Here is a 13,300-nt window from a genome sequence, read left to right on the forward strand (position 1 = left end):
TGAATACACTATTGGTTTTTAAATTGGTTTTAGTACTGCTACTACTGTTCATATTAGTTAATTTAGGCCGTGCCTTGTTTGTGATGGTTAAAGGAGAAAAGAGTGTTCCTATGAGCCAATATTTGGGTCGCCGAGTTGTCTTTTCCGTGCTGGTGGTCATGTTGCTTTTATTGGCATTAGGGACTGGGATTATCACGCCCAATCCCAGACCTTATTAAGCCGTTATTTTTGTGCTATTTATGTTTAAATTAGAGTACATAAACAAATATAAATAGGCACAACCAAACTACGTCAACAAAGTGCCAATACCAGCTACCTGCTTGAAAAGCAAAGTGATGTTCTGGTGTGAAATGGCCTTTAAGCACTCTAAAAAACAGTACAATTAGAAACACCGTTCCTAAGGTCACGTGCATACCATGAAAGCCGGTAAGTAAGAAAAAGGTATTACCGTAGACGCCAGAATCCAGCGTTAGCCCCATCTCTTGGTAAGCGTGAATGTACTCCTCAGCTTGCAGGAATAAAAAGCCAATCCCCAACAAGATAGTGAATGCTAGCCAGATAGTGAGTGCTTTGCGTTTATTGCTCTCTAATCCAACGTGAGCAAAATGCAAAGTGACTGATGACGTTAGTAGGATCAATGTGTTGTATAGCGGTAATCCGGTCCAGCCCATGGCTTCAGTTGTGGTGCCTCCAGGCGTGGTAACCAGTGGCCACACGGCTTCAAATGCTGGCCAAAGCACTTCATGGGTCATCGCATTGTTTGATGCGCCGCCCAGCCAAGGTATAGCAATCATTCTGGCGTAGAACAGCGCACCAAAAAAGGCGCCGAAGAACATCACTTCTGAAAAGATAAACCAACTCATGCCTTGTCTAAATGAGCGATCCATCTGTTTTGAATAAAGACCTGCCATTGATTCTGTAATCACAGTTCTAAACCAGCCAAAAAGCATAAAAATAATGACCGCGATGCCGGCAAGCAAAATATAACCGCCGTTGCCGCCGCCGTTTTTTAATTCAGAGACATAGCTACCCGCACCAAATGCGATGAGGAAGAGTCCAACTGCACCAATAATCGGCCAAGCACTTTGTGCAGGCACATAATAAGGTTCGTGCTTGGTCGTCATGGTGTTGCTCCTTGCTCTACACTATCGACAGCGCCAATTAGCAGCCCGGTGTGCAGTGCTAGCACATTGTTCGGTACATATATTTTGTTCATCTTGCAGCTCCTTACTCTGCAACATTTTCGACATAGCCTTTGTCGGTGATGTTGTAGAGGGTATAAGAGAGGGTCAAGGTTGAAATGGAGTCCGGTAATTCAGGGTCCACATAAAAGATGAGTGGTAGATCTGCGCTAGCGTTTGCGGCTAACACTTGCTGATTGAAACAGAAACATTCAGTTTTATTAAAGTAGGCAGCGCCTAGTCCAGGAGATACTGACGGTATTGCTTGGCCAACGATGTGTTTCGCTGACAAATTCTTAGCAACAAAGTGGGTACGTATTAACTCTCCGGGGTGGACCTGCATGGTATTCACTTCAGGTTTGAATTCCCAAGGCATATCACTTTGCACTTGGGAAACAAACTCAACAGTGACCATTCTACTTTTATCTACCGTGATGGGCTTATAAACACTGGCAGTACTTTGGGTTTTGCCATTAATACCTAAGGTGTCGCACAGCACATCATATAAAGGCACCAAAGCAAAACCAAAGCCAAACATACCGACAGCGCCAAGCAGGAGCATACCGATAAGCTTACGATTAGACTTACTCTGTGCCTGATTCATCTCTACTTCACCTCAGGTGGTGTGGTAAATGAGTGATATGGCGCCGGACTTGGAATGGTCCATTCTAAACCTTCGGCTCCTTCCCAAGGCTTAGCAGGGGCTTTCTCGCCACCGCGGATACACTTGATCACTACAGCCAAAAAGATAAATTGAGACAAACCAAAGGCAAAACCACCAATCGATACAATCTGGTTTACGTCAGCAAATTGAATCGCATAATCGGGGATTCGGCGAGGCATACCTGCTAACCCGAGAAAGTGCATTGGGAAAAACAGTACATTCACTGAGATAACTGAGCACCAAAAATGCCAGCGTCCTAAAGTTTCGCTGTACATGTTGCCGGTCCACTTAGGCAGCCAATAGTACGCTGCTGCCATGATGGAGAATATAGCTCCGGTGACAAGTACATAGTGGAAATGAGCCACCACGAAGTAGGTGTCGTGATACTGAAAATCCGCTGGGGTAATAGCCAACATCAAGCCTGAAAATCCGCCAATGGTAAAGAGTATGATAAACGCAACTGCGAATAGCATTGGGGTTTCAAAACTGATTGATCCGCGCCACATAGTCGCAACCCAGTTAAAGACTTTTACCCCCGTAGGTACTGCAATGAGCATAGTGCAATACATGAAGAAAAGCTCGGCAAACACCGGCATCCCCGTGGTAAACATGTGGTGTGCCCATACCAAAAATGACAGCACGGCGATACTCGCGGTGGCATACACCATCGACGCGTAACCAAATAATGGTTTGCGACTAAAGGCGGGAACGATGGCAGAGATAATACCGAAAGAGGGTAAGATCATGATGTAAACTTCAGGGTGGCCGAAGAACCAGAAAATATGCTGGAACATCACGGGATCACCACCACCTGCGGCATCAAAGAATGCAGTACCAAAATACTTATCGGTTAATACCATGGTGACGGTGCCCGCAAGCACTGGCATCACCGCTATCAACAAGAATGCGGTTATTAACCAGGTCCAAACAAATAACGGCAGCTTCATCCACGACATGCCGGGGGCGCGCATATTGACGATGGTGACGATAACGTTAATCGCCCCCATTATCGAACTTATCCCCATGATGTGAATGGCAAAAACGAACAGCGCAGTACTGTCTGGACTATAAGTGGTCGATAGTGGCGCGTAGAAAGTCCAACCAAAGTTGGGCCCTCCACCTTCCATAAACAATGAGCTCAATAGAATTGTGAAAGCAAAAGGTAAGATCCAAAAGCTCCAGTTATTCATACGAGGCAGTGCCATGTCAGGTGCACCGATCATCATTGGAATAAGCCAGTTAGCCAAGCCTGTAAAGGCTGGCATAACCGCACCAAATACCATGACTAGGCCGTGCACTGTGGTCATCTGATTGAAAAAGTTAGGTTCGACTAACTGTAAACCGGGCTGAAATAACTCGGCGCGAATAACCATCGCCATCGCGCCACCCGTAAGGAACATAATAAAACTGAACCACAGGTAGAGCGTGCCGATATCTTTATGGTTGGTGGTTAAAATCCAGCGCATGATGCCTTTCGGCGCACCATGATGATGGTCATCATGGTGATCGTCCTGAGCTGCTGGTGAGTCTTGTGTGATTGTGCTCATTTTAGTCCCTTACTTTCCGTGACCAACAACGTCAGAAGCCTGAACAGCATCACCTGAGTTATTACCCCATGCATTGCGCTCATAAGTCACCACAGCTGCAAGCTGTTGTGGTGTCAGTAGCGAGGTAAATGCCTGCATAGCAGTACCCGGTTTGCCATTGATAACAGTATCGAGATGACCCGTTACTGGGCCGGTAATCACTGCGCTCCCCACTAACGATGGAAAGGCGCCGGGTAAACCCGTTCCTGCCGCTTGGTGACAAGCAACACAACTGGTCATGTAGACTTTCTCTCCCATGACCATAAGCTCATCCATTGTTAAGTCATCTAAAGCCACAGCTTTAACTTGTTCAGCCTCAGGTAAGCTGGCAGGTAAAGTGACCGGGATTACGGTGTTGGGATCGCTGGATGCAGCTGGGCTTGAACTCGCGCTAGCAGAGCTCACATCAGCGGCTTGAACTGTATCGCCTGAGTCATTGCCCCAAGCATTACGCTCAAAAGTCACCACGGCAGCAATTTCAGTTGCAGTCAGCTGTTTAGCAAATGCTTGCATAGCAGTACCAGGCTTACCATTGACGACGATATCGACATGGGCGCCGACGGGGCCGGTGGTAATTGGGCTGCCAATAAGAGAAGGGAATACGCCAGGCAGACCTGCACCATTGGGTTGATGACATGCAGCACATTGAGCGAGATAGATTTGCTCACCTTGAGCCATGAGTTCGTCCATGGTTAAGGTTTGCGAAAGTGCGGCCTCTGCTTCAGCTTCAGCATTATTAGCTTGTTGCTGCTGGGCAAGTAACCACTTATCGAAGTCTGCTTCTGAAAGCGCTTCGACAACAATCGGCATAAATCCGTGGTCTTTACCGCACAATTCAGCGCATTGACCACGATAAATACCGGGCTTATCAATTCGTGTCCAAGCTTCATTGATAAAACCGGGGTTAGCATCTTTTTTGACAGCAAAAGCCGGGACCCACCATGAGTGGATAACGTCATCAGATGTCATCAAAAAGCGTACTTTACGATTAATGGGTAATACGAGATGTTTGTCTACTTCAAGCAAATAGTGTTCACCTTTAGCTTCGGTGCCCTCTATTTGTGCTCTAGGAGTCGACATTAAGCTATAAAACTCAACGTCTTTATCGAAATAGCTGTAATGCCACTTCCACTGCGAACCTGTTATTTTAATGGTGAGGTCAGCATTACTGGGGTCTTCCATTGCAATCAAGGTTTTGGTTGCGGGAATAGCCATGATTATAAGAATAATAAAAGGCACTACAGTCCATAAAATCTCGACTTTAGTACTTTCATGAAAGTTGGCGGCGACTGCGCCTTTTGATTTGCGATGGTTGATCATGGCATAAATCATTGCGCCAAAAACAACAATGCCAATAGCACAGCAGATATAAAGGATAATCATATGGAGGTTATAAACCTTACCACTGATCTCCGTCACGCCTTCTGTCATATTAAACGGCATTTCTGATGCAAACAGTGTAGGCGAAAATATTAGCGCCAACACACAGTACAACAATTGCTTCACTAGACTTCTCCTCTGTCAACAAGACAAAGAAGAGTCACACAGTAAGTCTCTGCTCTATGTAAACTCTTCAGTTCCCAAAAAAGCAACGATGACTTCAAAGTGCGCGAGTGGTTTATCCATCGTGTCGTTATGTTTCGACTATCGATTAGACTTTATATAATTTCAGTATTTTAATACTGGTTAGTGTAACCACACTGGCACCTACGGCTGAAATATATCAGGCCGATCTCAGTCTTCATATACTCTTTAAGGATCTACAGTCCATACATAAAGACCGACGACTAAATCGCTCGGATATAACAATATATCGTTGTTATCAGTACCTACCCTACTTGGTGTTGAAATATTGATCAAGATCACTTTTTGATTCATTTGCTTAGCGGCAGTAATAAAAAAGCTCCCGTTAAGGGAGCTTTGCTTTAGAGACTAGATTTGTAATAGAAAGAATTGCTTAATGGACTGCTGCGAACAGTGAACCTTGTTTAAACCGCTCGTCCTGTGTATTTATTGTGCTGTCAGGTAAGTGAGCATTCGCATTTTCAATAATGATACCCACCGCTTGAGCACTCTTTGCGACTAACTGCAGTCGTCTACTGTCTCGTGCATCGACTTCATTCGTCCAGGTTATTACCGCGCTTGATGTGCCACTCGTGAGCGCTTTTTCCATAGCCCAAAGTGTTTCGAATTCATCTTTTGCGTGTACCAGTAGGATTCTATCCATGCGGACGCCAGCAGAAGCGAGCATCTGTTTGTAACCGATATTAGGTGGGCTAATTAATACAATCCAGCGACCTTGTTGGCTCAGTTGAGCAAGTTGGCCACTAATCTGTTTTAATTCAGTGCGCCCCTGAGTGTGAGATACCATAGTTTCGATATCTGTATTTACCTTTTTAGACATAGCTTGAGCAGGTATATCTTGCCAAAGGCCAGGGTGACGCGGGCTTACACCTAATAATTTGTTCATTGCCAATCTCCATTACGGATCACGCCAACGGCTAAACCTTCAATACTTAAGCTTTGGTTTGCCAGATCAACTTCTATCGGTGAATAATCTTCATTCTCAGCATGTAAATAAACTTTATTGCCTTTCTTTTCAAAGCGTTTAACCGTGACTTCATCTTCTACTCGTGCCACCACAACTTGACCGTTGCTTGCATGTTGGATCTTATGCACTGCAAGCAAATCGCCTTCAAGTATGCCGATGTTTTTCATGCTGTCACCGCGTACTTTAAGCAGGAAGTCGGCTGACGGGCGGAACATGGTAGGATCAATTTTATAATGTTGCTCTACATGTTCTTGAGCCAGAATAGGTTCACCTGCGGCCACTTGACCAATAAGCGGTAAACCAAGGTCGGCATCTTCGGTATCATCTTGAATTAACTTAATTCCTCGAGAGGTACCTGGCATGATCTCAATACAGCCTTTCTTCGCTAAAGCTTTTAAGTGCTCCTCGGCTGCATTGGCAGATTTAAAGCCTAAACGTTTGGCTATTTCAGCACGGGTGGGTGGCATACCTGTGTCTGTAATATTGCGTTTAATTAGCTCTAAAATTTCAGCTTGACGTGGTGTAAGTGGTCTCATTATTAAGCCTGTCTTTCCATACAGTAACTGTCAGTATATACAGTATTTCTGTTCGCGCAAGTATTAACCAAATTTATGTTAAAGTTGAATTTATTAGCACTAGGGTGGGGCTGAGAGATTAAGGAGGGATGAACGAGATTTAATCCTGATAGGCAGGATATACATAGACTTATGATGGCTTAAGTCATTGTTCTATAAATACGCAAATGTTTCCGAGTGCCATTATAAAGCAATTGCGCAAACACTCCGAAATTCTGGTATTCTACGGGGTTATTAGAAGCGACTATACTGCAAGCGAATCATGTCGAAAAAAGACTCTCTTTGGTTTAAATCATTACGCTGGATCCAAAAAAAGCTCGTGCACACTATTGTAGTGCCTCATGATCCTTTTGAAGACCTCAATCTCGATCCAAGCAAGCCACTCGTTTATGTCATGAAAACAGAATCTGTTAGTGACATAGCAGCTCTTAGTGAGATAACCGGTAAATTCGGTTTACCTAGCCCATATAATGACTTAGAGGTTAATGGGGTGACTGCGCCGCGCGTTGTCTGCCTTGAAGGTAGCAAGCCTCTATTTGGCGAAAGAGAAAGTGCCGAACAGTATTTGCATTGCTTTAAGCGCCTATTGAGTGTGCATAAGCAAAATGAAGAATTAGATATTCAGCTAGTTCCTGTGAGTCTTTATTGGGGACGAACCCCAGGCAAAGAAGACGACACCATGCGCGCTGCTGTGTTGGAGCGTCAAAATCCGACTTGGTTACGCAAGTGCTTGATGATCTTGTTTCTCGGTCGACACAACTTTGTGCAGTTTTCTAATGCTGTTTCTCTGCGTTATATGGCAGACGAACATGGTACTGATAAGCGCATCGCACAAAAACTAGCCCGTGTCGCGCGAGTGCATTTTCAGCGTCAACGTAAAGTAATGACTGGGCCTCAGCTGCCTAAGCGCCAAGCTCTGTTCCATGCTTTGCTAAAGTCAGAATCAATTACCCGAGCCATTAAAGAAGAAGCGACAAATAAAAAAATCTCCGAATCAGAAGCGCGTGCAAAAGCGATGGAGTATCTAGATGAAGTCGCGGCGGATTACTCCGATAGCTTAGTGCGTATTACCGAGCGTTTTCTTACTTGGTTGTGGAATAAGCTCTATAAAGGTATCAATATTAAAGGTGCGGAGCAGGTTCGTCAGTTGCACCATGATGGTCATGAAATCGTCTATGTACCGTGTCATCGCAGCCACATGGATTATTTGTTGCTGTCTTACATCCTCTATTATCAAGGCATGGTGCCGCCGCATATTGCTGCCGGCATTAATCTTAACTTCTGGCCAGCAGGACCTATGTTCCGCCGTGGTGGCGCATTCTTTATTCGCCGAAGTTTTCGCGGTAATAAGCTCTATACCGCGGTATTCCGTGAATACCTCGATCAACTCTTTACTAAGGGTTATCCGGTTGAGTACTTTACCGAAGGTGGTCGCTCACGCACAGGTCGTTTATTAGCCCCTAAAACAGGCATGATCGCCATGACGCTTAACAGTGTACTGCGCGGTGTTGAACGTCCTGTCACTTTAGTGCCGGTTTATCTTGGTTATGACCATGTAATGGAAGTGGCGACTTATCACAAAGAATTAAGTGGTAAAAAGAAGAAGAAAGAGTCGGTTTGGCAAGTGTTTGGTGCGATTCGAAAGTTAGGTAATTTCGGCCAAGGCTATGTGAATTTTGGTAAGCCAATTACCTTACACAATTTCTTGAACGATGAAGTGCCAACGTGGCGTGAAGATATCGTCCAAGACCCAGAACAAAAGCAACCATGGTTTACACCAGCGGTGAACAAGTTGGCCAGAGAGGTGATGACTAACATTAACGATGCTGCCGCGGTAAGTGCAGTGACGTTAACCAGCTTAGTTTTGCTAGCATCTGAGCAAAATGCGTTAGAGCGTAGCCAGCTAGAAAAGCAGTTGGACCTTTATCTCACGTTATTAAAAGAGTTGCCTTATACCGAATACACATCGGTACCAGAAGGCAGCGGTAAAGACCTTGTATCTCATGGTCTGGAACTGAAAAAGATTAAAATTGAAAGTGATTCGCTTGGGGATATCATTTCCATCGATGATAGCATTGCAATTACAATGACTTATTATCGTAACAACATTATTCATTTAATGGTTGTCCCCTCGCTAATTGCCGCTTGCTTGCTGCGTAAAGAGCAGTGTACTCGTGATGATGTGCTTAGCTTTGTCAGTGATTTTTATCCGTTGCTGAAAGCGGAACTGTTTATGGGCATTGAGGATCCGGCAGCCTATACACACCGCATTCTAGATATTTTTGTCGCGCAAGGCTTAGTGGCTGAAAATGGTCATTTCACTGTTGCTGATAATAAGGTGAATAAGTTGCTGCTGTTGTCTGGCACGATAGACGAAACCATGCAACGTTACGCCATTTTGTTTAATTTGTTGGCAGTAAAACCGAACATGGAACGCTCGGAGCTTGAACGCGACAGCCACCGTCTTGCACAAAGGCTGGGAGCGCTTCACGGTATTACGGCGCCAGAGTTTTACGACAAGAAGCTATACGCCACGCTCAGCGTTAAATTAAAAGAGTTAGGTCATCTAACGGATAGCGAAGGGTGCAGTGATATCAAACGGATTAAAGACAGAGCCAATTTACTGCTACGTTCATTGGTAAGGCAAACAATAGTCGATAGTGTTAATGCGGAGCAAAATAGCTAATGGCCAATCATATGAACGCGGCCAAGAATAAGTCTGCTGGAAAATCGGTGTTAGGCGGCGCAATGATCATCGCCGGCACCACTGTTGGAGCGGGCATGTTCTCGTTGCCTGTTGTGGGCGCTGGGATGTGGTTTGGCTATTCAATGCTGATGCTGGTTGGCATATGGTTTTGCATGTTGGTGTCGGGGCTGATGTTGCTCGAGACTAATTTGCACTTTAAACCGGGTGCGAGTTTTGACACATTAACGAAAACAACATTGGGTCAGTTCTGGCGTATCATCAACGGGCTCTCAATTGCCTTTGTACTGTATATTTTGACCTATGCTTACATTAGTGGCGGCAGCTCGATTGTTAACCATAGCCTTGCAGGGCTTGGGATTAACTTACCGCAAAGTATTGCCGGACTCATTTTTGCCGCCGTATTAGCGTCAATCGTTATTATCAGCACTAAAGCGGTCGATAGAATTACCACTATTATGCTGGGTGGTATGATTATTACGTTCTTTATTGCCGTAGGTAATCTGCTGATCGATGTGGATACCACTAAGTTGTTTGTGCCTGATGGCGAAACCAGTTATGCGCCATATTTACTTGCGGCTTTGCCCTTTGGCTTAGCAAGCTTTGGCTACCACGGTAACGTGCCTAGCCTGGTAAAGTATTACGGTAATCAACCAAAGACGATTATTAAAGCCATCTTCATTGGTACCTTCATCGCACTCGTTATTTATAGCTGCTGGTTAGTGGCGACCATGGGTAATATTCCACGCAGTCAGTTTATTGATATTATCGCTCAAGGCGGCAATATGGGCATATTGGTTGGGGCATTGTCAGAAGTGATAGCCAGTCGCTGGCTTAACACCATGTTGTCGTTATTTGCCAACCTTGCCGTTGCTTCATCATTCCTCGGTGTCACCTTAGGCTTATTTGATTACCTTGCGGATCTGTTTGGTTTTGATGAATCTCGTCAAGGCCGCTTAAAGACCGCCGCAGTAACATTTATACCGCCAACTATTTTGGGCTTGCTATTTCCCAACGGGTTCTTAATTGCTATTGGTTTTGCAGCATTAGCGGCAACTATTTGGGCAGCGATAGTCCCTGCTATGATGGCCTATAAATCACGACAAATATTTGCAGACAGTGACAGTTTTAAAGTGCCAGGTGGCACGCCTTTGATCGTCGTCATCATCATTTTTGGTTTGGTCACTGGCGCATGCCACTTACTGGCCATGGCTGGTATATTGCCCGTTTACGGTTAATCAGCATTATTCATCTGTATGATTAAAAAGCCTCCTTTATAGAGGCTTTTTGTTTTGTCGGTTTATCTTGCTCATATATTGCGTCGGGGTTTGCTTTCTAAAGCGAGCAAAGGAGCGACTGAAACTATGAGCATTTGCATAGCCTAAGCGTTGTGCTATCTCGGCTAAATCTTTTCCTTCCAACATGTATTTGATTGCTTGATTACACAATATATAACCCGATATGTGGGTGAAGCTAAAGCCTATTTTTAGCAAACGCCGTTGCAGTTGCTGCCCTGAGATCCCAAAGAGTTCTGCGACAGAAACCACCGTGGGTAGATCATAATAGCGAGCATAGTTGATCATTTCGTAGAGCACTTTGGGTAGGTCAGAGGGCTGTGGCATGTTCAAATAACTTTCAAGCTGAGCGAGTGACACTGAAGTGGTTAACGTCTCGGTGGGAAAATAATCCATCGGTGATGAACTGAATAAGTCGTCGATACTTATCCATAACTCAGTTTGTGCGGCATTCCAAGATACGGGGCAACCAAATATCGCTTCAGTCTCTTTTTGCTTAATCGGCGGGCCGCTGAGCTTGAGCTTTTTTAAAGTGTAATGATTGCCGGTAAAGTGTTTGATGGCATTAAACAAAGTGATCGCCACCCGCAGTGAATCATGTGAACGAGCCCTTTCTTTGGCATAAGGGTTGTTGTAGCACCATTTCAATATGTTACCTGATTGCAGCGCATAATAGCTTGCCCCAGAATGAAAGCTACAAATCCCATGGTTAATCCGCCGAAAACACAGGGCTAAATCAGGCGCCGACAAGAACCAGTTTCCCGGTATCTCTAGTGCCGAAATATCCAGGTAATGCTGAATTTTCACCATATAGTCGGTATCACCCGTTAGCATCTCTAGTTGTATAAACCATTTAGATACTTCGGTAAACGGGATGAGTGCCATTCGCTCGTCAAACAGAGCAGCTGGGATCGACAGCTCGTTTAAACTAATTCCATAGTGAGCTTCAACACCCTTAAAAACCGGCGCGATATAGCTAGAGCGGATAAATGCCGTATCCATTGTGATAACCATCTTTATTTCGAATGTGGATACCATATTGAATCATAGAATAGAGCTAAATGATATATAGAGGTATTCTGGCTTGTTCTAATTTATAGACAGGGCAAACTGCTTTTTCAATCAGTCGATTTTAAGGTCTAGTTCCCTATGAGTTTATTCAGTATGCCGTTCGTCGATACCGGTGTTGATGCCGCTTTACATGGCGTTGCAGGTGTCGTGATGGTGCTGACAATTGCCGCTGCCGCATTTGGCTTCTGGAAGATCCATGAAATGCCTATTAACAAGGCCCATAAAAAACAGCACCAACAGATAGGGCTCATTACCGCGCTCACCTGGATAGGCTTTGTCTGGCATTGGGTGTGGGTCATCGCGGTGATTGTTGCGTTCGTTGATAGCGAAAAAGCATTGCGCCGTGTGCGAGATATCTGGCGAGAAAACAGTAACGATGACACGAGTGATAACAATGCAGAAATAAAGCCACTTGAGATAAATGAGGAGCAAACCAATGCTTGAAGGTTTAGCGGTTTGGGCTCTATTGATCTACCTGCTGCGTTTAGTCGGCATGCCGTGGAACACTTATAGTAAAAGCTTCGCTTATTTAGGCGGAACGGGGTGGCTGATGTTTGTTTGGGTTGGCCTGCTCAACTACACCCCAATGGACATGTCGGGTGGCTCATTGGTGCAATCGCCACGTATTCAGTTACGGCCTGCCAATACCCAAATAAAAGGTAAGGTAGATAATATCTATGTACAACCCAATCAAACGATTGAGGCTGGTCAGTTAATCTATGATCTGGATGATGAGCCGTTTCAGATTGAGCTCAATAAGACGTTGGTGGCTAAACAGAGCGCAACAGTGGCACTGTCGCTAGCCAGCGAAGATGTGAAACTAGCACTGAAGCAACATGATGTCGCCATTGCTGATGTGAGCATTAGTCGTAATGAGCTGCATGCTGCAACTAAAGATCTACATTGGAAACAGAAAACGCTCGCCCGCTATATTGAGCAGAATCGCGTAGTGCCTGACACAGTGACCAAGAGTTTACTGGATGAACAACAAACGGCGGTCGATCTTGCCATGGCACAAGTGAACACCTATGGTAGCCAAATCGAAAAGGCAGTTACGGCTGAGCAAACGGCGCTACTCAATATTGAGAAGTCTCACCTTAACGTGCAAGGCCGTGAGTCGGACCTTAATAGCGAGATAGAAAATGTAGCGCAAGCACAGTGGAAGCTAGACAACACCAAGGTATACGCACCTGCGGACGGTTATGTCACTAACTTCATTATGCGTGAAGGTCAGTATGTTGGCGTTGCCCCTAGAATGCAGATGTATACCAACGAAAAATATGTGTTAATGCGAGTCAATCATCAGGCTATCCGTAATGTTAAAGTTGGCCAGATGGCGGAATTTTCCTCGGCTGTTTACCCTGGGAAAGTGTTTAATGCAGAAGTTGAAGGGATAGTAGAAGCCACGGGCGAGTCGCAAGGATCGTTACTGGGTTTTGATGACAATGTGAGGCAAACTACGGGGCTAAATGCCAGTAATAAGCACCATTTTGTCAGGCTAAAGCTGACCGAAACCGGTGACTATGATATTCCCGTAGGCTCTGTGGGGTTAGCTTGGATTTCGGGAACCAAACCCATCGCATTCCTTAATTTCTTGGACATTATTCGCGGTATCGTGATCAGAATGAAATCACAAATCTACTATTTTTATTCTTTATAATAAACGTCGGCCA

The 13,300-nt window shown here is 44.9% G+C and carries 12 protein-coding genes; 5 read left to right on the forward strand and 7 right to left on the reverse strand.

Annotation, left to right across the window (positions count from 1 at the left end; genetic code table 11):
* On the forward strand, nucleotides 1–218 hold a 218-nt coding region (locus CXF82_RS18450), incomplete at its 5' end, for a DUF2909 family protein (RefSeq protein ID WP_257982819.1).
* Nucleotides 219–248: 30 nt separating this feature from the next.
* Here the strand turns inward: CXF82_RS18450 and CXF82_RS18455 are convergent.
* From CXF82_RS18455 to lexA, 6 genes are all read right to left on the reverse strand, one after another.
* A complete protein-coding gene (locus CXF82_RS18455) occupies nucleotides 249–1,124 on the reverse strand; it encodes a cytochrome c oxidase subunit 3 (protein ID WP_102044720.1) in 876 nt (291 codons plus the stop codon).
* 103 nt (nucleotides 1,125–1,227) lie between these two features.
* Nucleotides 1,228–1,785 (reverse strand): cytochrome c oxidase assembly protein, encoded by a 558-nt coding sequence (locus tag CXF82_RS18460; protein WP_102044721.1) that lies wholly within the window; start codon nucleotides 1,783–1,785, stop codon nucleotides 1,228–1,230.
* Nucleotides 1,786–1,787: 2 nt separating this feature from the next.
* The gene (ctaD, locus tag CXF82_RS18465) at nucleotides 1,788–3,392 is read right to left on the reverse strand and encodes a cytochrome c oxidase subunit I (RefSeq protein ID WP_101090754.1); all 1,605 of its coding nucleotides are present in this window, start codon (nucleotides 3,390–3,392) and stop codon (nucleotides 1,788–1,790) included.
* A 9-nt stretch (nucleotides 3,393–3,401) separates the two neighbouring features.
* Nucleotides 3,402–4,937, reverse strand: coding sequence for a cytochrome c oxidase subunit II (gene coxB / locus CXF82_RS18470; RefSeq protein WP_102044722.1), 1,536 nt, complete (start codon nucleotides 4,935–4,937; stop codon nucleotides 3,402–3,404).
* A 451-nt stretch (nucleotides 4,938–5,388) separates the two neighbouring features.
* The gene (locus tag CXF82_RS18475) at nucleotides 5,389–5,901 is read right to left on the reverse strand and encodes a cell division inhibitor SulA (protein WP_101090752.1); all 513 of its coding nucleotides are present in this window, start codon (nucleotides 5,899–5,901) and stop codon (nucleotides 5,389–5,391) included.
* Entirely contained in the window at nucleotides 5,898–6,518 is a 621-nt protein-coding gene (gene lexA, locus CXF82_RS18480) for a transcriptional repressor LexA (RefSeq protein ID WP_101090751.1), read from the reverse strand. The genes CXF82_RS18475 and lexA overlap by 4 nt, the downstream gene beginning before the upstream one ends.
* A 301-nt stretch (nucleotides 6,519–6,819) precedes the next feature.
* Here lexA and plsB point away from each other — a divergent pair, with 301 nt between their 5' ends.
* Both plsB and mtr read left to right on the forward strand, forming a co-directional pair.
* Nucleotides 6,820–9,243, forward strand: coding sequence for a glycerol-3-phosphate 1-O-acyltransferase PlsB (gene plsB, locus CXF82_RS18485; RefSeq protein WP_101090750.1), 2,424 nt, complete (start codon nucleotides 6,820–6,822; stop codon nucleotides 9,241–9,243).
* Nucleotides 9,243–10,499: a tryptophan permease gene (gene mtr, locus CXF82_RS18490; protein ID WP_102039906.1), complete on the forward strand. Its 1,257-nt coding sequence runs from the start codon at nucleotides 9,243–9,245 to the stop codon at nucleotides 10,497–10,499. The genes plsB and mtr overlap by 1 nt, the downstream gene beginning before the upstream one ends.
* 36 nt (nucleotides 10,500–10,535) lie before the next feature.
* On the opposite strand, the gene CXF82_RS18495 is transcribed toward mtr, so the two are convergent.
* A complete protein-coding gene (locus CXF82_RS18495; protein ID WP_232775018.1) occupies nucleotides 10,536–11,558 on the reverse strand; it encodes an AraC family transcriptional regulator in 1,023 nt (340 codons plus the stop codon).
* Between the two features lie 147 nt (nucleotides 11,559–11,705).
* On the opposite strand from CXF82_RS18495, the gene CXF82_RS18500 reads away from it, so the two are divergent.
* Together CXF82_RS18500 and CXF82_RS18505 are read left to right on the forward strand one after the other, a co-directional pair.
* Complete coding sequence (locus tag CXF82_RS18500; protein ID WP_101090748.1) at nucleotides 11,706–12,071, forward strand: MFS transporter; 366 nt, start codon at nucleotides 11,706–11,708, stop codon at nucleotides 12,069–12,071.
* Nucleotides 12,064–13,287: an HlyD family secretion protein gene (locus tag CXF82_RS18505; RefSeq protein WP_101090747.1), complete on the forward strand. Its 1,224-nt coding sequence runs from the start codon at nucleotides 12,064–12,066 to the stop codon at nucleotides 13,285–13,287. Before CXF82_RS18500 ends, CXF82_RS18505 begins: the two co-directional genes overlap by 8 nt.
* The last annotated feature ends 13 nt before the right edge of the window (nucleotides 13,288–13,300 follow it).

This window comes from Shewanella sp. GutDb-MelDb, from assembly GCF_002836075.1.
Taxonomy (GTDB): Bacteria; Pseudomonadota; Gammaproteobacteria; order Enterobacterales; family Shewanellaceae; genus Shewanella.